Below are 20,411 nucleotides of genomic sequence, written 5' to 3'. Positions count from 1 at the left end.
GACGGCGAATGGGGAAATGCGGTGCAGAAATACTCTGCGCCGTTACGGCGAGAATAGAGCCGTTAATTCCCCCGCCGTGCGTCTCCGACTCTGCCGGCCAGGCAAGCCGATGAGAAGCTGTGGAAAGGATTCCTTCCAGCTGCGGGTGCGCCGGTCACTCCGACGAAAGAGCTTCGGTCGGCGTTTGCCGCGATGCCCGGACCGCGGGCCAAGCCCCCGCCAGCGCACCGGTCAGGACCGCCACGACGGGCCCGCCGAGCAGGACGTACCAGGGCACCACGGCGGGCCACCCCTGACTGGCGGCGTAGCCCGCGGTCACCCCCGCGCCGAGCACCGTGCCAAGCACACCGCCCAACCCGCCCAGGACCACCGACTCGGCGAGGAACTGGCCCCGGATCTGCCGTCGGGTCGCGCCCAGCGCGCGGCGCAGGCCGATCTCGCGCCGCCGCTCCAGCACCGACACGACCATCGTGTTGGCCACGCCGACTCCGCCGACGAGCAGCGCGACCGCCGCCAGCCCCAGGTACAGCGCCGAGTAGGCCTGCTCGGTGAGCGCTTGGGCGGCCAGTGCGTCCGACGGCCTCGCGACCAGGACCTCCGCCGGCGAGGCCGGGTTGATGGTCCTGGCCAGCACGCCCCGAACCTGGTCCACCGCGTGGTTGTCGGCCCGCACGTACACCGTGTTCGGGTGACCGTCGAAATCGAGGTAGTCCTGCGCCGCGGTCCAGCCGACCAGGGCTGACTGATCGAGGAACGGGTGCAGCGGCAGGGGATCCAGGACACCGACGACGGTGAACCACCGGCCGCCGATCCACACCGGCGGGCCCGATTCCCCGTCCGTCACCGCGACGCCGAGCCGGGCCGCCGCAGCCGCCCCCAGCACCACGACCGGGTACCGCTCGGTGGCGCCGTTGAGGAACACCCCTTGGCGCACCGAACCGCGCAGCACCTCCAACAGGTCCAACCGGGCCGCGCGCACGCCCAGTCCACCGCTCTCCTCCTGCGGAACCAGGTCGCTGCGCCGAATCGTCGCCCTGGTGTTGCCCGTCGCGCTCGCGGACTGGACCGGAGCGATCCGCCGAACCCGATCGGCGGCGTCCACCGGCAGCTTCGCCGGTTCCCGTCCCCCCACACCGGCACCACCGGACTCGGCCCTGAGCAGGTTGGGGCCCAGCTCGGCGAACTGCTCCCGCAACGCGCCCTGGTTTGACGCCGGCACCCCGACGACCGCCACCAGCGCGGCGATCCCGATGGCCACCCCCACCGCGGCGAGCACGGTGCGCAGCGGTCGGGAACGGATGCCGGTGAGGCCCAGCCGGACGACGTCCCCAGGACTGAGCCGGACCCGGCCGGGCAGTGCGCCGCTCATCGCGCCACCCCCGGCCCGGCCGGCACGTCGGCCCGCACCACCCCGTCGCGCATCTCGATCCGGCGGTCGGCCCGATCGGCCACGGCCGGGTCGTGCGTGATGATCACCAGGGTCGCACCCTCGGTCTCGGTGAGCCCCAGTAACAGGTCGAGCACCTGGTCACCGGTGTGGGTGTCCAGGTTCCCGGTCGGCTCGTCGGCGAGGATGATGGCCGGCCGGTTCACCAGGGCACGCGCGATCGCCACCCGCTGCCGCTCACCGCCGGACAGCTCGCCCGGCAGGTGGTCCACCCGGTCCGCGAGGCCGACCTTGCGCAGCGCTTCCAAAGCCGTGGCGCGGCGGTGGCGCTGCGGAACCCCGGCGTAGCAGGACGCGGTCAGCACGTTGTCCGCCGCCGTCATCCCGGCGAGCAGGTGGAAGCGCTGGAACACGAAGCCGATCCAGGCCGACCGCACCGCGGCGAGCCGCCGGTCCGGCAGTCCGGCGACATCGTGCCCGTTGAGCTCCACCCGGCCGGAAGACGGCCTGTCCAGGGTCCCCATCAGGTTCATCAGGCTGGACTTGCCCGAACCGGAAGGGCCGACGACGGCGAGCACCTGTCCGGCAAGCACCGTCAGCGACACGTCCCGCACGGCCGCGACCTCGCCCGGGTAGACCTTGGTCACCTCCACCAAGGCGATCGCCGGAACGTTGTGCGCGGCGGTCATGACGCGGCCACCACGGTCATCCCCTCGGCGACACCGGCACCGGTCACCTCGACCCTCCCGTCGGCGAAGATCCCCAACTCGACGGGCTCCAGCCGGCGTTGCCCACCTTCCAGCACCTCGACCGCGTAGCCGCCCTCGCGCAGGGCGAGCAGGGCCTGCACCGGAACGGCCAGCACCCCGGCCCGCCGGGCGGTCTCGAACCGGATGGCGACGGCGGTCGATCCCGCCGGGTCGACCGCGGCCTGGTCGTCGATCGTCACGGCGACCGGGATGACTTGATCGCCGTCCTGGGCCTTGTCCTGCTGCGCCGGCACCGCCGGGTCGATGGTCGCCACGGTGCCCGTGGCGGTGCGTCCCCCGCCCAGCACGATCTCGACCTTCATGCCCACCGCCAGGTGACCGCGCAGGTCGACGGGCAGCCTGACGGCGACCACCCGATCGGTGCCGCTGACCCGCATCAGCTCACCGGTAGCCGACCCGCCGAGCGTGGCGGTGATCGACAGGACCTGCTGCGGGGCGGGTGCGACCACGACGTCGCCGAGCCCGACGCGGCCGGTCTGCTCGACCTCCCGATCCCGCTGCCAGCGGCGCACCGCCGCCTCCGTGCCCGCGGAGAACACCTCGTCCACCGTCCCGGGCTGGTAGCCGAGGTCCCGCAGGTTCTCCTCGACCACCTGGACGTCCGGCCCGGCGGGCACCCCGGGTCCGATCTCGCGGTACATCGGGACGGTACCCAGGAACAGCGGCACCTCCACCGCGTCCGTCGCGTACACCGGTCGGCCCCGCTCGACCAGGGTTCCCGGCTGCGGCAACCAGGTGATCGTGCCCGGTTTCCGGCCGGTGAGGACGCTTTCCCCGGCGTGGGTGACCGAGGCGTCCACCTTCTCCGAGGTGACCAGGTCGGTCCGGACCACCTCGGCGGTCTTCGGCTTCGGCGACTGCGGCGACTGCGCCGCATCCGACCGCTGCTGGACCTGGGTGAACCAGACGAACGCACCGGCCACCACCACCGTCGCGACGGTGGCCCCGGCGACGGCCCGCCGTCTTCGGCGTCGCCGCATGACCGCAGGGCCTCCCGTGGTCGGTTCCGTCACCGACCACCGCCCGGACCGCCGGGCGTCTCGCGGACCTGCTCGTCGCACTCGGCCAGCGCCTGCTTCGCCTGGGGGGTGTCGGGCATGCTCAGCGAGATGTCCTCCGGGGTGGGGTCGGACACCTGGACACCCTTGTCCCGCAGGCACTGGGCCAGGATGATTTGGTGTTGAACCCGCTCCGGGGACGCCGTCTGGGCGGTCCCGTCGGTCGGTGCCAACTGCTTGCACTTCTCGTGCGCCTCCTCGTTCCGGCGCTGTTGCGCCGCCGGGGGCGGCGTGACCTTGGTCTGGTCCCCGTGGCCGTCCCCAAGCCGGAACGACGGGAAGGACCCCCCGTTGTCCCTCATGCACTGGATGTACTTCTCCGGCCCCTCACCGTTTGCCGGCGTCTGGGTCACCGACCCCCCGGCCGAGGCGACATCGCGCTCCGGCTCACCGCCGCCGCAGGCGGTCAACACCGAGCACACCCCCGCCACCAGCGCCATTCCCCATGCCCGTCGTGACATGAACCCTCCCTTTTCTGTGGATCCCAGGTTCATTTTTAGCAGTGCGCGAATCTTGGCGTCGTAAGCGAAAGTCCTTATGTCGCGCTTATTCAGCGAGGCCGGCGGCCCCCGACAGGGATGCCCGGAACGCCTCGGTCGCCAGTGCGACGAGTTCGTCGGACGGCAGTTCCGGGTCGAGCGCGGGGGCCGCCGTGGGACGCGCTGTGTTCCGGCAGCCCTCACGTCATCTAGGCCTACCGGATCGGCGCGCAGGTACAGGTCGTTGCCGCCGGCGCGTTGCGGGTCGATGCACTTGCGGCAGAAGTGGATGTCGTGGTCCACGGGGACGGCCGCATGGTGGTGACGGTGCCAAGTGTCCACGGCGAGGGCGCATTCGAGTTGCCCATCATCCGGTGGGAATCGCGACCAGGGGAATTGCCGGCTGGGATGTACCCGGGTGGACATGTTCGGTCATCCATTCTGCTGAACAAGGCTACGCATCTAGCTTCATCCACAATGGACTCGTTGACGACATCTCGATCTTCTTAGGATCCGCGGGACCGGCACGTGTGCCGACGGACGGTGTGGGGCCGGTGCCGGCGGCGGTCATGAGAGGGGGAAAATCCGCAGGTCGTTGATTTGCCCCGTTCCACCGATGCGTCGCGCGCAGTGTGATGGGCGAGTGGACTTCAGCAGTGTCCAGCGGCGATCGTGGTCATGAGGTGTCCGCGCCAAACCCAACGGCATGATCCGCTGCCGGCTGGACCGGTCGGACGCGGCAGGCATGTCACATGTTCCGGTCGACTGAGCCGACCTGGGCACCTGGTTCGAGCCTCGGAGCACCCACTTCCTGGACACGCTGCGTCAAGCGGTCGCAGGGAATCGTGATGTCGGGGTAGCCGCCGAGCTGTTGGTCTCGATGTGGCGGTTGGTGTTCGCGGACGTCGATCTGGAATCGGCAAGGCGTGAGCCGGTGTCCCTTGCGCGGCAGGGTCCTGCGGCGGATCAGTCGACGGGCGGCAGTTTGTCGGCCGCGACTGCGGCCAGGGTCGTGGCTTGCGTGCACAACTGGTCCAGCAGGAGCGGGCCGCCGACTTCGAGGTGGAGCATCTCGGACTTGGGCGTTCCGTTGTCGTCGAACGTCCGGTACGCCACGCGCGCCAGGCAGGTGACCTCACCCTGCTCGTCGGGCGTGACGAACACCGTGTGGCGGCCGATCTGCTGCGGGCGGTCCTCCGCCGGGTCCAGCGGTGGGTGCTGGTCGAACCGCAGGCGGACCCACGTGTCGCCGTTCGTGGCTTCCCATTCGCACTCCCAGTTCCCGAAGCCCGCTTCGCGGTGCTGCGCGTCGACTCCGCCCAGGGCCGCGAAATCCGGTGTGCCGAGCAGTCGGCACGCGTCGACGTTGACGAGGGTGTCCTCGGACGGGGTGCGGCGGTTCTGCAACGCACCCCGGTTGAGCGCCCCGGCCGCCTGCCGGGCCGCCACGTCCGCCACGTCGCAGAGGTCTTGCCGGCCGGTGTCGGAACGGTGGGTGGGGCTGGCACCGACCACCACCCGGCTCCGATCGGGCAGCACCATCAGGTGGTCGCAGAACCCGTCCGGCGCGGTCGAGAACACGACTGTCACCGCGCCCAGCTCCTCGGTGCGCCCCGTCGACGCGTCCGGCAGCGGACCGGGGTTCAGCAGGGTGGCCGTGACCAGCAGTTCTCCCGCCTTCGGTGGCTCGATGCGGACGTCGCAGCGGTCGAAGTTGCCGTAGTGGCGCTCGATCGACGTCGTGCCGAACCGCCGCAACGCGGGCAAGGCCGGCTCGATGAGCGCGCACGGGTCCGCCGTGCGCGGATCGCCGACCACCGGCAGCGCGGCACCCGCTTTCTCCGGCAGCGCCCCGGACGACGGGAGCCCGGCCGTCACCAGTGCCAGCACGATGAACAGCGCGCCCACCAGAACGGGGTGACGGGTGGCGCGCCGGGGTGGCAGGTACCCGGTTCCCGGAGGGTGGCCACCGTCGGGCGAGGACACCCATCCCACGGTTTCGGTCTTCTTCGCCACCACGGGGACCTGTTGGTAGGTGGTCTCGTCAATGCCCGCCGTGTGGCGCACGACGTTCTGGTGGAACCAGTCCGAGACGATCACCGACAGCACGCCGCTCGACCGGGCCAGAGCCACCCTGGCGGGTTCGGAGTCGACCAGGCGGAACGTCAGGTTGACCGCGTCGCCGGTCACCCCCTGGTCGTCGTGGGCGACCTCCCCGGCGTGCACCGCCATCCGCAGCCGGACCCGCTCCCCGGCCCGGTGGTCTCGGTTGTGCTCGCGGACAGCCGCCGCGAGCGCACCCGGCAGCGAGTCGACGAACAGCGCCTTGGGGATCGAGGCCGGTGCCAGGATCAGCACGCCGTCGCCGCGATCCTCGCGCCGGCATTCCGCCCACGGCAGTCGGGCCCGATCGAACGCCCGGTGCAGCGCCCGGTACAGCCCCTTCCGCACCTTGAGCTGGTCCGGCGTAGTGCGTGCGCCGTCCCCGAACCCTTCGACGTCGACCACGACGACCGTGTAGTGGATGGCACGCGGCGGCGGTTGCATCCGTTCCTCTCCTGACAGTATGCGGAGCGCTGCGGCTCGGATCGCGGGCAAGTTTCGCAGAATCGTTTCCTGCGGAGTCGTTCCCGGTAGGGATGTCGGGGTGAATTCCGGTGCGATTCCAACCCCTGCGGAAAGTTGCGCGTACCGCGAATCGGTTGCGGAACCCCGCGCGGTCCCACCGGAACGGCGATGGGGATCAGTCCGCACAGCCCGGCGCACTGCGACCTCGGCGAGGGGTGGCCCAGTCGGATAGCAGTGCGTCGTCAAACACGACTTCGAGACTCGACATCCGGCGCATAGAGCCGGTGCGGACCGCGTGAACGGTCGGCGGGGCCTTGTGAGTGCCTGTCACGACCGTTCGGTCACCACCAGGACCGGTGTCCACCGAATCGGTGAAAGACGCGACACCAACGGATGCGCCCGCCACACGAGTCACCTCAGGTGCGGTAGCTGTGGAGGGAAGGCGCACCTTCCGGATGTCCGCGCCGTGCGGGCACCGTTCCGGTGCGCACGTCGAGACACGAGGAATGAGGGACACCCGCATGGCCGACGGTTCCGAGAACCAGCGCTACAACCCGGTGACCTACGTCGCGGTCGGCGATCGCGACACCGTCCTCTACAGCTTCGACCCCTTCACCGGTTCGGTGGTCAAGACCGGTGTTCCGGCGTTCCCCAACGGGTACGACGCACTGGGGCACGACTGGACGAGCGGAAAGCTCTACGGGGTGAGCGGTGTGTCCTCCGGGGAGGACACGACCCTGGTCGTCATCGACCCGGCCAAGTCCGAGCTCACCACCCGGACGGTGTCCGGCATCGGTGGCACCACCTGGGTCCTGGGCGCGGTCGCCAACGACGGTCAGTCGTTGGTGCTCGGAAGTGCCGACGGCACCGCCAAGGGCGCGGTGGTGGACCTGCGGAACTTCACGGCCCAGCGGACGAAACCGGCGGGCGACGGCGGCTGGTACGACTGGGCCTACCACCCGGCCGACGGCCGGCTCTACGCCGCCGACGGCGACACCGGCGACCTGCTCTACGCGGACCCGGACCACGACCCGCAGAAGACCGTGCTCGCGCGGGCGGTGTTCCCGAAGGCGCAGGGCGGCCGGCGGCCCACCTACTCCGCGGCGTTCTTCCAGCAGGGCGGCTGGTTCCACACCTTCGACACCGCCGGGAACGTCTACCGCCTCGACCTGAGCGCGTCCACCGCGCAGAAGCCCGTCACGGAACAGGACGTCAAGCCCGCCAAGCAGGTGGGTAACGTCCCGATCCAGGTGGAGGGGCTGGCGGTCAAGGACGCGGCGGGCGACGTGATCAAGGCGGGACCCCCGGCCTACCAGGCGCTCACCATCACGCAGAAGTTCAGGGGGACGTGGGGAACGGCACCCGAGGTCTACTACAGCTTCGGGCTGACCATCACCGCCACCGTGCCGGGCAAGAAGCCCACGCCGGTCGCGGTCGACCGGTGGCGCATCCTGTTCGACACCTTCCCCCACTTCACCAAGGTCATCGTCAGCGGTGCCGACCCGTCCACCCACGGCAAGCAGATCGTGGTGGACTCCCAACCGGGGCAGAAGCTCGCACCGGGGGAATCCCGGAACGTCGACCTGCAAGTGGTGCTCACCGCGCCCCTGCCGGTGCCCCCGGAGCCCCGCCTGGACAACCTCGAAGCCCGGAACCTCAAGCCGTCCACGTCCGAACCCGGCGAGTAGCCCCGGCCGGGCAGCGGCGGGACCGGCCGGAGGTCGGCGACGATCCGCACCTGATCCCGGGCGGTTCCGAGTGCTGTCGAACATCAGGAGTGGACCGATGCCCGGCGATGCCGTCGCCGGGCATCGGTGTGCGCGTGCCGGGCGACGCGGGCCCGGAGTGGTCTGGTCCGGCCCGGGGTTGACATGAAACCAAAAGGTTTCCTATTCTGCTCCCGTGGAGCTGGAACTGGTTTTCAAGGCGTTGGCGGATCCGACGCGCCGGGAGCTGCTCGACGAGTTGTTCCGGCGGGACGGGCAGTCGCTCCACGCGCTGGCGGGCCGGTTCGCGATGACCAGGGTGGCCGTGGCCAAGCACCTCCGCCTGCTCCAGGAGGCGGGCCTGGTCGTGTCGGACCGGCGGGGCCGGGAGAAGTTGCACTTCCTCAACCCCGTGCCGATCCGCCTCGTCCACGACCGCTGGGTCGGCAAGTACACCGAGACGTGGGCCGCCGGCCTCGTCGACCTGAAACGAGATCTGGAGGCACGCGTGGAGAAGGTTTTCGAGATCTTCATCCGCACCACGCCGCAACGGCTGTGGGAGGCGATCACCGATCCCGGGACCCGGGCGCGGTTCCAGTTCGGCGCGCGCGTGGAGTCGGACTGGACCGCGGGCTCCGCCTACCGGGTCACCCACGAGGGGGCCGGGGGGTTGATCGAGGGCGAGAACATCGAGGTCGACCCGCCCCGGCGACTCGTGCAGACCTACCACGCCGTCTGGGACGACGACATCGCCGCCCAGGGCACCAGTCGCGTGACCTGGGAGATCGAGCAGGTCGGCGATAGCTGCCGACTCCTCGTGCGGCACGACCAGCTCGCCGCCGACGCCGACGAGCACCTCTACGGCGGCTGGCCGATGATCCTGTCCGGGCTCAAGACCTGGCTGGAGACCGGCACCGAGCTCACCACCCCCGGATCACTCGTGTACGGAGGCGAACCAGCGTGACCGCACGACCCACCACGCCCGCGAGGGTCATCACCGGCATCCGGACCGTCAGCGTCCCCGTCACCGACCAGGACCGGGCGCTGGGGTTCTACGTCGACACGCTCGGCTTCACCGTGCTGCGCGACGGGCCGATCCCGACCGGGCGGTGGATCGAGCTCGCGCCCGGCAACGACGACGTGGTCGTCACGCTGGACCTCGTCACGGCGGACGTCACGCGCGGCACGATCACGATCCGGTTCACCACCGACGACGCGGCGGCGGCGCACGCCGCCCTCACCGACGCCGGCGTCGACACCGACGACGTCCTCATCTGGCCGGGCGTGCCGCCGATGTTCGCCTTCCGCGACCCCGACGGCAACGCCTTCTCCATCACCGAGACCTGACCCCCATTGGACCGGGGCCGGTCACGTGGCGGGGTCGGTCAAGGCGCGGAGCAGCGCGGTCGCCGCCGCGTCCCAGGTCCGGCCGTCTTCGACCAGGCGCACCCGCAGGTCCTGCGCGCGGGTGAACGCGGCCTTCGGGTCGAACAGCGCGTTCTGGATGGCACGCGCCCACGCCTCGGCGTCCTCGTCGTCGTCGTGGGTGACCGGCACGACGACCTGGTTCGCGACCTCCTCGTCGAACTCGCGGAGCAGGGTGCCCAGGCCGCTCTCCCCGCTGATCAGGGCCGGCACGCCCATCGCGATGGCCTCCGCGCCGACCAGGCCGAACCCCTCGGACCGGGACGGCATCAGGGCGAGGTTGGCGGTGCGCAGGTCGATGGCGAGCTCGGCCGGGTCGATCGAGTAGGGCCGGACGACGATGTTGCCGGACTTGGAGCCCGACCACTCGATCATCTTCGTCCGCAGCGATTCGCAGGTGTCCTGGTCCGCGCCGCGCACGACCAGCTCGACGGGACCGGCCGTCGGGCCGCGGTAGCGCACCGCCTTGGCGAACGCCGCCGCCGCCAGGTCGAGGCCCTTGAGCGACTCGTCCTCCGCCCGGCCGAACAGCAGGACCCGCAACCGCTTGCCCGCCGGGGGCTCGGTGACCACGTCCTGCTCGGTGTCGAAGCCGGGGTCGAACCGCTCGACCGTGGAGCCCCGCGCGGCCAGTTCCTTGAGGTAGCGGTCGTACAGGCGGGGGCCGACGGCGACGGCGTGGGCGGCGCTCCGGGCCAGGTCGATCTCGATCCGGCTCCGCTTGGCGGCGCGGTCACCCGCGTCGTCCTCGCGGTCGGTCTTGTACCACTCGATCTCCTCGGCGGACATGTGCAGCACGTGCACCTGCTCGGCCGCCGGGTGGTGGTCGTCGGCCCCGAAGTGGTCGGCGGCCAGCGCGTGGGCCGCCGGGCCGGTGATGCGGCCGTGACCGATGATCAGTCGCGGCCGGATTCCCTCCGGCAGCACGGGTTTGCGGGTCAGCACGTCCAGGTCCGACGTCCCCGGCGAGCGCTTCGCCTGGACCAGGGTGACGCCCGCGCCGGCGGCGTCCGCGTACTCCTCGCCGGTGAACGCGGGCACCAGGCAGTAGACGCCCGCGCCGGCTTTGGCCAGCGCCCGGCACATGCGCCGGTTGAACGTGCTCAGCCCGCCCTTCCCGGAGGACCACTCCGTCGCCACGACGAGGACGTCGGTGCGGCCGGTCTCGGCCGGAACCCGCTGCTGGTGTTGGGGGAGCACCGGTGCACCGTACTGCGGGCGCACCGCGTCGTCGGGCAGGCCGGTCACCGCGCGCGGCAGGACGGGCACGACGAACGACGGGTTCGCCTCGCCCATCGTCGCGATCCGGTGGTCCCACTCGTGGAGCAGCCGCGCCTTGACCGCACCGGCCGTCAGCGGGCCGTTCTCCACGCCCAGGTACACGTCGAGCAGGGTGCGGGCCCGTTCCAGGTCGCCGTTCTGGAGGGCGACCAGTGCCGCGAGCCACGCCTTGCCCTCCCGCCGCTCGGTGGACCGGGACAGCCGAGGGCTGTTCGGGATGCCACCGGGGAAGGAGGTGAGCGCCTCCTGGGCCTCGCCCGGCTTGTCCAGGGCGAGCGACCCGACGGCCTCGTAGACGGCGAAGTGGAGGTACTTCGGGGCCTTCCGGCGTCCGCTCCGCGCCAGCGACACCACCTCCGGCCACCGGTCGCGGCGCATGGCCAGGAGGATCTTGGCCAGCGTGGCCTGGTTGCCCATGCCCCTCAGGCCGGAGAGCCAGTGGTCGAGCCCGTCGAGCTCCTTGTCCGTCGGCTCGGCGGCGGCGTAGGCGAGCGCCGCCTCGGCCAGCCGGAACCCGTCCGAGGGCTTGACCTGCTCGAACCCGGTGTGCAGCTCCTTGATCGCCTGCGGGACGCGCCCGAGGGCGGTCAGGCACATGGCGATCGCCGCGTACACCGCGAACCGGTTCTCGGTGATCTTCCCGCCGCGGTCGAGCGCCTCGCGGCCCACGTCGAGCGCCGCCGAGACGCCCTGGGCGGCCCGCACGAGCTTGATCCGCAGAATCCACGGGTGGAACGAATCCAGCGCCTCCGTGGACCTCTCGGCGTGGCCGACGGCCTTGGCGAGATCGCCCGGCGCGTCCCGCTGCTGGAGCAGCCTGGCCTGGTGGGAGTGGACCCTCGGGTTGTCCGCGTGCGCGAAGTAGGCGTCGAGGAGCGAGATCCGGGCGCTCAGCTCGTCGGTGGACTCGGGGACGACGAAGAGGTACTCCTGCCCGTAGCGCACCTCGACGTCGAAGTGCGCCTTGGCCACGACGGCGGCCAGCTCGGTGTCCGCCTTCGCCTGCGTGTAGTGGAACTGGACGCCGCTGAGCGCGACCGCCACCCGGGCTTCCCGCGCGCCGACGAAGCTGTCCGGGGTGGTGATCGCCTTGGCGAACCAGCTCCCCGCGCGCCGGTGCGCCGCGCGCCAGGCGTCGTCGTCCGCGGAGAGCTTGAGCAGGTGGACCTCTCGGACCAGCGGGTAGACCTGGTAGAGGGTCTTGGTGGTGGAGTGCCCGGCCGGCCGGGACGACCGGCCGAGGGAGCGGACCAGGTAGCGGTTGCGCAGCTCGTCCAGGACGACCTTGTGGTCCGCCGTGCCGATCACGGCCTGCACCAGGCCGGGCTCTGCCCAGTCGGCGAGCACCGTCAGGTCGCGTAACGCCTCGCGGGCCCACGGCGGCAGCCGGTCCATGGCCTTGTTGAGGAGCATCTCCTCGATGTACCGCACCAGTTCCATGCTCGGCGGGGCCTGCGGTCGCACCTCGGCGGGGCCGAGCAGCTCCTCCAGCGACTGGTGCCGCAGCAGGTGGCCGAGCAGCGTCAGCACGCGCGGGTTGCGGCCGAGGCGGGTCACCACCTCGCTGCGGCGCTCCTCGGGGAAGGCGGCGTCCGCCTCGGTGCCGCCGATCGCCGCGAGCACCATCCGGATCGCGTCGTCCTCCTGCGGCACCGGCAGTTCGGCGCTCGTGAACCGGTGCGCCCACGCCGGGCTGACGACCCGGTTGGACACCAGCCACAGGCTGCCCGGCCCGGCGTCGCCCCGGGCCAACCGGTCGACCAGGTGGACGAAGAGGCTCTGCGGGCGGCCGGAGGCGTCCAGGAGGCGCTGGAACTCGTCCACCACGACCATCGCGCCCTTGCGCAGCAGCGCCCGGATGGCCGGAAACAGCGCTTCCGCCCGCTGCACCGCGGCGCGCAGCGCGTAGTCCTCCAGCTCTTCGCACTCTTCCTTGAGCAGGCCCAGCAGGTGGGATTCGAGATCGACCGGGGAGGACGGCACCTCGATCGACAGGGCGATGCCCTTCGCGCCCCAGACGCGCTTCATCAGGGGCCGCACGACGTGGAAGGACTTCCCGGCACCGGAGACCCCGCTGAGGATGACGACCGTCTGCTCGGAGGTCTTCCACGCCGACCACAGGGAGGTCGCGGCCTGCTGCCGTTCAGCGCCGTCGAGCGTCTTGATCGGGGCCATCCACGCATGATGCCACAGCAGATCAGCGCTGGTGGTGCCGCGAACGCGCCCTGTTCGCGGCCGTGTCGGCGCAGGGGTGCGGGGCCGGTCGGGGTGCCCGGTCCCGGCGGGTGCCGCGGTGCCCACCGTCCTGTGAGGACTTACGCCCGGATCGGTGTCCGGGCCGGTCTTCGTGCCGGTGCTGTAGGGCGCGGGGGGTGCGTCAGGGGCGGGTCTGCCCGTCCAGGTAGGTGACGACCAGGCAGCCCGCGACGGCGGTCAGCGAGACGATCGACCAGCGGCCGAGGAGGGGCACGATCGGCACCGTGCCGAGCAGGGCGAGGCCGAGGATGGCCCTCGTCCGGCGGCGCTGGGCGACCACGCTCGGGCGCGCGGCGCGCGGGACCTGCTCGCGGACGACGGGTCGCGGCCTGGCCGGTGGCCGTTCCGGCACCAGGAGCTGGTGCAGGGGGAGGCCGTGCCGACCGCCCGTGCCGCCGGGACCGCCCGGCCGCGCGGCCGGGGGACCTGGCACCGGGCGTTCCTCCACCTCGACACTCACCGGGTGTTCCTCCAAGCGGTTTTCTGGTCTTCGCCGGGGTCCGGGGAGAGGGGACGGGCTGCCCGTGGTCGCCAACCGCAACGGGAGACCGCATTCGCATTCCGCTCATCGTCCGGACGACGGATGCTATTCAGCATGACCGATGCGAAGTCGGGAAGTCGTCTTCCCGGTGGCCTATTGCGCCGAGCGGCTCTCGGTTAGCGCCGAGCGGCCCAGGCCCACGCCGTGCCGCCGATCGAGTGAGCCGGATGTGCGCGGAAGTGGGCGGACGCATACCTCGGGTTCCCCGCTGCCGGGCGAATCTGGTATGACCGGGGCGTCATTCACTCGATGTAGTGAATGGAGGGGCTTGTCCAGGCGTCTGCTTTCCCGGGAATTGCAGATTTCCGGCACGGTGGGGCGTGGAGAGTGGGGGAGTGCACCCGGACTGGTCGGATGTGCGGGTATCGGACCGCTCGTCGCGCGGATGTCGGCGTTCGTCGAGTGGCGGTGTCCCGGAGTGGGACGGCGGTACCGTTAGTCGGCCCTCAGAGCGCGATTCGCACGGCGCTGACCTGCGCTTTCGCGTGGCGGGAGGGATGGGTGAGATGCATCACCACAATCCGGCCGAACTGCGCCGTCGGGGTGTGCCAAGCGTTATGGATGCACTGCTGGAGAAGCCCGACCCTGGGCGACTGGGGCATTGTCGCAGCGACACCGGCCGGCGAGAGCGCGGGCGACAGTACTTCGAGGACTGGCGGCGGGCGTCCGACCGGTGGGGAATGCGGTGGTCGCGTGCCGGAGAACGGACGCCCCGGTGCCGAACTTGGTACCGGGACGTCCGGATTTCCGCTATCGGGCCGCGTCGACCAGGTGGTCCACCTCGCGCCGCACCGTGGCCGGGTCGTTGAAGAAAGCGGTGTGGCCGATTCCGGACCAGACGAGGTGCCTGGCACCCCGTATCTGGCGCACCAGGCCGTCACCCCACACCCGGGGTGTGGCCGGGTCGTGCTCGCCGCTCACCACGAGGACGTTCTCGGCGTTGCGGACGTCGAGCCGCGACCACGGGTTCGCCGGGCGGATCGGCCAGCCCGTGCAGCCCGCCTGGATGTCCCAGCCCTCGACGTACCCTCGGGTGACCGGAGCGAGCAGGCGCGCTTCCCGCTGCCGCGCCGCCAGGTCGGCGAAAGTCCTGACGTCGCTGGGGAAGTCGTGGCACCCGATCACCCGGTACGCGGCGTCCGACCCCACCCGGCTGAAGATCGCCGCGTCGGGGTCCGGCACCATGACGTCCCGCAGGATCTCCGAGAGCTTGGGCCAATCGCCCGTCAGGTACAGCGCCGTGTAGACGCCGTAGCCGATCTGCTCCGCCGTGATGCCCTCCGGGACGCCCTCGGCCGGGATGCCGTGCAGGTCCGCTCGGGCGAGCAGGGCCCGGTACTCGGCCTTGACGTCCCGGCCGCGCAGGGCGCAGGACGACGTGGTGGCACACCACCGCGCGAACTCGTCGAAGACGTCCTCGGTGCTGCGCGCCTCGTCGGACGCCAGGCGGCGCGCGCCGACCGTGTGGTCCATCGCACCGTCCAGCACGGCCGCGCGCACCCGTGAGGGGAACAGTTGCGCGTAGGTCGCGCCGAGCAGGGTGCCGTAGGACAACCCCAGCCAGTTCACCTTGTCCGCCCGCAGCGCGGCGCGGACCACGTCGAAGTCCTTGGCGGCGCTGATGGTGTCCACGTGGTCGATCAGCGGACCGGTCGCCCGGCGGCACGACTCGGCCACCTCGCGGTTGTACGCGACCAAGGCCCGGAACTGCCCCGGGGTCTTCGGGTGGTGGGTGACCTCCGGGTCGTACGGCGGCTTGGGGCAGGTGATCGCCGGCCGGCTCTCGCCCACGCCCCGGGGGTCCACGCCGACGATGTCGAAGCGCTCGCGCAGGCTCGCCGGGAACACCTCTCGCGGCGCGTCGCGGACCAGGGGCACGGCGGGTCCGCCGGGACCGCCGGGGTTGACGAACAGCACGCCGATCCGCCGGGCCGGGTCGGCGGCCGACAGCCTGGACACGGCCAGGGAGATCCGCTCGCCGTTCGGCCTCGCCCAGTTCAGCGGCACGTCCACGGTGGTGCACTCGGCACCGTGCCCGCCGCACGCCTGCCAGGACGGCGCGGGGGCCGCCCGCGCGGTCGTGGGCACCGCCAACGTGACGGCCACCCCCATGGCGGTGGCCAGGGCCATCGCTCGTCTCATGTCATCCCCCTCGGGGTCGGGTGGGCCGATCATGGAGGGGCCGCGAGTAGCCGGGCGTCGGTCGGCGGGATGACGCCCGGTCATCCCGCCGACCGACCCGGACATCCCCCCGGAAAGTTGGTCGGGCGCGCGGACCGAGGGTCACGGAAAGTGTCCGAGAATTAACCAGGGGCATTTCGGCCAGCTCTAGGTAGGAACTCCGTGAACACTGGGTAGAACTATCCGTAGTGCCTTGGCGTACCCGCTCCCACCTGCGCGTTCAAGGAATATTGCGACTATTCAGGACAACCTCTTGGTGCTTTGCCGAAACTGATCGTACGGTTTGTCCGGAGTCGGTCGCGAGAGCGTGCCGCCTTGTTCACCCTGCGAAGTGAGGAATTCGGCAACCCATGAGGAAAACAACTCTGAAGGCGATCGCCTGCACGATCGCCGCCTCGGGAGTGGTCGCGTACTCCGCGACACCGGCCGCGTCCGCCCCGGCGGCCCAGCCCCCGGCCACCATCGTCAACGCGGGCTCGGCGGACGCCGTGCCCGGTCGCTACATCGTCGTGTTCAAGGGCCAGGGGCAGGGCGCGCAGTCGGTGAGCGCGGCGGCCTCGTCCCTGACCCGCCAGTACGGCGGGCAGATCCGGCACACCTACGGCGCGGTGCTCGACGGGTACTCCACCGCCATGTCCGCCGAGGCGGCGGCCCGGCTCGCCCGCGACCCGAAGGTCCAGTACGTCCAGCAGGTCACCCGGATGGTCGCGACCGACACCCAGAACAACCCCCCGAACTGGGGCGACGACCGGATCGACCAGCGGGACCTGCCGCTGGACAACGCCTACACCTACCCGACCAACCCCGGTCAGGGCGCGCGGGTGTACGTGATGGACTCCGGGATCAACGCGAACCACGCGGATTTCGCCGGGCGCATCGCCGCGGGCTATGACGCGGTCGACAACGACTCCACCCCGCAGGACTGCCACGGCCACGGCACGCACGTCGCCGGCACGGCGGCGGGCACCTCCTACGGGGTGGCCAAGAAGGCGACCGTGGTGGCGGTGCGCGTGCTGGACTGCTCGGGCAGCGCCACCGACGACGACCTGATCGCCGGCATGAACTGGGTCAAGAACAACGCGGTCAAGCCCGCCGTCGTCAACTACAGCATCGGCTGCCGGCAGCGGTGCACCAACCAGACCATCGACAACGCGGTGAAGTCGGTGATCGACAGCGGCGTGCAGTGGGTGCAGGCGGCCGGCAACTCGACCGACGACGCGTGCTACTACAGCCCGCAGCGGCTGTCCGACGCGGTGACGGTCGGCAACAGCACCAAGTCCGACGCCCGCCGCAGCGACAGCAACTACGGCTCGTGCCTGGACATCTGGGCCCCGGGCGACAACATCGTGTCGGCCTCGCACAGCAGCAACTCCGGCAGCGCCACCATGTCCGGCACGTCCATGGCCTCCCCGCACGTCGCGGGCGCGGCTGCGGTGTACCTGGCGCAGAACACCTCGGCCACCCCGGCGCAGGTGCGCAACGCCCTGGTCACCAACGGCACCACCGGAAAGCTGTCCGGCATCAACACCGGTTCGCCGAACGTGCTGCTGTACACCGGTTTCCTCAACGGCAACCCGCAGCCCGGCGACGTCGCGGTCGCCAACCCCGGCAACCGCACCGCCACCGTCGGCCAGGCGTTCAGCCTGGACAACAGCGCGAGCGGCGGCACCCAGCCGTACACGTGGAGCGCGACCGGCCTGCCGGCCGGCCTGTCCATCGACTCGGCCACCGGCCGCGTCTCCGGCACCCCGACCGCCGCCGGCACCGCGAACGTCGTGGTGAAGGCGACGGACAAGGCGGGCAAGTCGGGCTCGGCGACGTTCACCATCACCGTGTCGACGACCGGCGGGGGCTGCGCGCCCGTCACCAACGGCACGGACTACGTGATCTACGACCGCTACACCACGCAGAGCCCCGTCACGGTCTCCGGCTGTTCGGGCCGGGCGTCGGCCACCGCGACCGTCGCGGTGAACGTCGTGCACACCTACGTCGGTGACCTGGTCGTGTCCCTGATCGCGCCCGACGGCAGCGTCTACGTGCTGCACAACCGGGCCGGCGGTAGCGCGGACAACATCAACCGCAGCTACACCGTCAACCTGTCGAACGAGACGCGCAACGGCACCTGGCGGCTGCGCGTGCAGGACGTCGAGGTCAACGACACCGGGAAGATCGACTCCTGGACGCTGACGGTCTGATGCCCGCCGCGCCCGGCGGAGTCCCCCTCCGCCGGGCGCTCACGGCAGGACCACCGCGCCCGCCCGCCCACCGGCAGGCGGGCTTTTCCCGGCAGGAGCCCCCGGGTCACGAATATCCTTTGTGGACTTCCGCCGACCTCGGCGGTGGTCACGCGGCGACCGGTTCCCCGGCGGGTTCGCGGCCACGCATCACGAACAGCGCCAGGACTGCGGCGGCCAGCACTCCGGCCGCGCCGGCCACGAAGGCAGTGGACATGGCATCGGTGAACGCGGTGCGCGCGGAGTCGGTCAGGGTCGGCGTGCCGAAGGTGAGCGCGTCGCCGATGGACCGGCGCGCCGCCTCGGGGGCGGTGGCGGGCATGGCGTTCGTGTAGTTCGCCGCCACGAGGCTGCCCAGGACCGCCACGCCCAGCGCCGCGCCCAACTGCTGGATGGTGTCGTTGAGCGCCGACCCCACGCCCGCCTGCTCCGGCGGGACCGCGCCCATCAGGGCGGCGATCGCGGCGGGCATCGCCAGACCGCCGCCCGCGCCGAGCAGGGCCAGCGCGGTCACCAGCGTCGGCACGCCGGCGGTCGTGGTCAGGCCGGCCAGCAGCACGAAGCCGGCGGCCATCGCGACCAGGCCGACCACGGCCAGCGCCCGGTTGCCCACGCGGGTGCCGAGGGCCGCGCCCAGCGAGTTGGAGATCAGCGACGCGACGGCCATCGGGATGAACGCCAGCCCGGCCTCGGTGGGCGTGTAGCCGAGGACGAACTGGAGGTACTGGGTCAGCACCAGCAGCAGGCCGCCGTTGCCGATCTGGACCAGGGTCAGCGCGAGGCTGCCGCCGCTGAAGTCGCGGTCGCGGAACAGGGCCAGCGGGACCATCGGCGAGTCGGTGCGCAGCTCCCACCAGACGAAGCCGGTCAGCGCCACCACCGTCACGGCCAGCGCGAGGAGCGTGTTCGCGTGCGGGAACCCGTGGTGGGGCAGCTCGATGATCATCCACACCAGCGCGGTCATGCCGATCGCGGACAGGATCGCGCCCAGCGGGTCCGACTTCTGCCACGGGCCGCGCGACTCGGGCATGAGCACGACGGCGGCGACGATCGCGATCACGGCGACCGGGACGTTGACGAGGAACACCGCGGCCCACGAGAACGACGCGATCAGCGCGCCGCCGAGCACCGGTCCGCCGACCATGCCGAGCACCGCCACCGCGCTCCACGCGGCCATCGCCTTGCGGCGCTCCCGCTCGTCGAACACGGTGATCAGGATGGACAGCGTGCTGGGCATGACCAGCGCGCCGCCGACGCCCATGACCACGCGGGCGGCGATGAGCTCACCGGGGCTGGTCACGAAGGTGGCGAACAGCGACGCGGCTCCGAAGAGGGCCAGGCCGATGATCATGACCTTCCGCCGGCCGAAGCGGTCGGCGAGGCTGCCCGAGGTCAGCAGGAGGCCGGCGAACACGAGCATGTAGCTGTCGAGGACCCACTGGACGTCCTGGGCGCTCGCCTTCAGGTCGGCGGTCAGCGGCGGGACCGCCACGGTCAGCACCATGTTGTCGACCACCAGCACCAACGTGCTCAGGCACAGCACGACCAGGATCAGCCATCGGCGCGGGTCGCGGTTGTCGGTCACGGGTTCCCCCAGTCTGCGTACAGCGTTCCGTTTCTGCGAACAACGTACGCATGACGGAACGATGTGCGCAAATGCGCATCTCGTGCGCTAGAGTCGCGAGATGACGACCGACGAGCTCCCCTCGGTGTGGACCCGGCAGCGCCGGTCCGGGGGCCGGCCCGCGCTGAACCGGGCGCAGATCGTCGCCGAGGCGGTGGCGCTGCTGGACGCGGAGGGCGTCGACGCGCTGACCATGCGCCGCCTGGGCAGCCGGCTCGGCGCGGGCGCGACCTCGCTCTACCGGCACGTGGCCAACCGCGACGAGCTGATCGAGCTGGTCGTGGACGAGGTCTACGGCGAGATCGAGGTCCGCACCACCGGCGACGACTGGCGGGAGGCGATCACGGCGTGCGCGCGCAGCGTCCGCGAGATGATCCTGCGCCACCCGTGGATCGCGTCGTTGCTCGGTCAGGCCGGCCTGTCCTACCTGGGCCCCAACGTCATGCGCCTGAACGAGGGCATGATGGTGATGCTCGACGTGGCGGGCTTCCCGCTCGAAGACGCCGGCCCCGCGATCAGCACGGTCCTCGCCTACGTGATCGGCGTGGGCGTCAACGAAGCCGCGTGGCTGACCATGCTGGCCCGCAGCGACCAGAGCGAGCGGGACTGGCAACGCCGACTGGACCCGACCCTGGCCCGCGCCGTCGAGGAGTACCCCCACCTGCGCGCCCAGTACGCCGACACCACCGACGCGCACCCGGCCGACCTGCGCGAGCACAACTTCGCCTACGGCCTGGACCGCGTCCTGGACGGCCTGGCCCCCCGCCGTCGCGGCTGACCGGCCGGAACGGCGGGGCCGATCCAGGTCGCCTGGTCGACGACCTCCTCCGTCACGTTCACCGGGGGCAGCAGGCGGGTTACTCAGCCGTCGCGCCCGCCCAGTTCGAGGATCAGGCCGTGG

Annotated in this window: 14 protein-coding genes; 5 read left to right on the top strand and 9 right to left on the bottom strand. The window is 71.3% G+C overall.

What is annotated here, in order from left to right:
* Positions 1-154: 154 nt before the first annotated feature.
* The 5 genes from AB0G01_RS05235 to AB0G01_RS05215 all read right to left on the bottom strand — a co-directional run bounded on the left by AB0G01_RS05235 (position 155) and on the right by AB0G01_RS05215 (position 6,241).
* Positions 155-1,369 (bottom strand): ABC transporter permease, encoded by a 1,215-nt coding sequence (locus AB0G01_RS05235; RefSeq protein ID WP_360939945.1) that lies wholly within the window; start codon positions 1,367-1,369, stop codon positions 155-157.
* Positions 1,366-2,076, bottom strand: a complete 711-nt coding sequence (locus tag AB0G01_RS05230) for an ABC transporter ATP-binding protein (RefSeq protein ID WP_360939943.1) — start codon at positions 2,074-2,076, stop codon at positions 1,366-1,368. The genes AB0G01_RS05235 and AB0G01_RS05230 overlap by 4 nt, the downstream gene beginning before the upstream one ends.
* The gene (locus tag AB0G01_RS05225) at positions 2,073-3,137 is read right to left on the bottom strand and encodes a peptidoglycan-binding protein (protein WP_360939941.1); all 1,065 of its coding nucleotides are present in this window, start codon (positions 3,135-3,137) and stop codon (positions 2,073-2,075) included. The genes AB0G01_RS05230 and AB0G01_RS05225 overlap by 4 nt, the downstream gene beginning before the upstream one ends.
* Positions 3,138-3,166: 29 nt before the next feature.
* Positions 3,167-3,676, bottom strand: a complete 510-nt coding sequence (locus tag AB0G01_RS05220) for a hypothetical protein (protein ID WP_360939939.1) — start codon at positions 3,674-3,676, stop codon at positions 3,167-3,169.
* A 984-nt stretch (positions 3,677-4,660) separates the two neighbouring features.
* On the bottom strand, positions 4,661-6,241 hold the full coding sequence (locus AB0G01_RS05215) for a hypothetical protein (RefSeq protein WP_360939937.1): 1,581 nt from the start codon (positions 6,239-6,241) through the stop codon (positions 4,661-4,663).
* Between the two features lie 542 nt (positions 6,242-6,783).
* Here AB0G01_RS05215 and AB0G01_RS05210 point away from each other — a divergent pair.
* The 3 genes from AB0G01_RS05210 to AB0G01_RS05200 all read left to right on the top strand — a co-directional run bounded on the left by AB0G01_RS05210 (position 6,784) and on the right by AB0G01_RS05200 (position 9,315).
* Positions 6,784-7,950, top strand: a complete 1,167-nt coding sequence (locus AB0G01_RS05210; RefSeq protein ID WP_360939935.1) for a WD40 repeat domain-containing protein — start codon at positions 6,784-6,786, stop codon at positions 7,948-7,950.
* Between the two features lie 214 nt (positions 7,951-8,164).
* Complete coding sequence (locus AB0G01_RS05205; RefSeq protein WP_360939933.1) at positions 8,165-8,932, top strand: metalloregulator ArsR/SmtB family transcription factor; 768 nt, start codon at positions 8,165-8,167, stop codon at positions 8,930-8,932.
* Entirely contained in the window at positions 8,929-9,315 is a 387-nt protein-coding gene (locus AB0G01_RS05200; protein WP_360939931.1) for a VOC family protein, read from the top strand. The genes AB0G01_RS05205 and AB0G01_RS05200 overlap by 4 nt, the downstream gene beginning before the upstream one ends.
* Positions 9,316-9,336: 21 nt before the next feature.
* Here AB0G01_RS05200 and AB0G01_RS05195 read toward each other — a convergent pair whose 3' ends face one another.
* The 3 genes from AB0G01_RS05195 to AB0G01_RS05185 all read right to left on the bottom strand — a co-directional run bounded on the left by AB0G01_RS05195 (position 9,337) and on the right by AB0G01_RS05185 (position 15,613).
* Positions 9,337-12,849: a glycosyltransferase gene (locus AB0G01_RS05195; protein WP_360939929.1), complete on the bottom strand. Its 3,513-nt coding sequence runs from the start codon at positions 12,847-12,849 to the stop codon at positions 9,337-9,339.
* 202 nt (positions 12,850-13,051) lie between these two features.
* Positions 13,052-13,390, bottom strand: a complete 339-nt coding sequence (locus tag AB0G01_RS05190) for a hypothetical protein (RefSeq protein ID WP_360939927.1) — start codon at positions 13,388-13,390, stop codon at positions 13,052-13,054.
* Between the two features lie 831 nt (positions 13,391-14,221).
* Positions 14,222-15,613: an alpha/beta fold hydrolase gene (locus tag AB0G01_RS05185; protein WP_360939925.1), complete on the bottom strand. Its 1,392-nt coding sequence runs from the start codon at positions 15,611-15,613 to the stop codon at positions 14,222-14,224.
* Between the two features lie 389 nt (positions 15,614-16,002).
* On the opposite strand from AB0G01_RS05185, the gene AB0G01_RS05180 reads away from it, so the two are divergent.
* Complete coding sequence (locus AB0G01_RS05180) at positions 16,003-17,847, top strand: S8 family serine peptidase (protein WP_360939923.1); 1,845 nt, start codon at positions 16,003-16,005, stop codon at positions 17,845-17,847.
* A 148-nt stretch (positions 17,848-17,995) separates the two neighbouring features.
* Here the strand turns inward: AB0G01_RS05180 and AB0G01_RS05175 are convergent, their stop codons facing one another.
* Positions 17,996-19,471, bottom strand: coding sequence for an MFS transporter (locus tag AB0G01_RS05175; protein ID WP_360939921.1), 1,476 nt, complete (start codon positions 19,469-19,471; stop codon positions 17,996-17,998).
* A gap of 100 nt (positions 19,472-19,571) precedes the next feature.
* On the opposite strand from AB0G01_RS05175, the gene AB0G01_RS05170 reads away from it, so the two are divergent.
* Positions 19,572-20,288 (top strand): TetR/AcrR family transcriptional regulator, encoded by a 717-nt coding sequence (locus AB0G01_RS05170; protein WP_360939919.1) that lies wholly within the window; start codon positions 19,572-19,574, stop codon positions 20,286-20,288.
* Positions 20,289-20,411 lie beyond the last annotated feature (123 nt).

The organism is Actinosynnema sp. NPDC023587 (assembly GCF_040640215.1).
Taxonomy (GTDB): domain Bacteria; phylum Actinomycetota; class Actinomycetes; order Mycobacteriales; family Pseudonocardiaceae; genus Actinosynnema.
The sequence above is the reverse complement of the archived record's forward strand: the minus strand, read 5'-3'. Positions and strand labels throughout refer to the sequence as shown.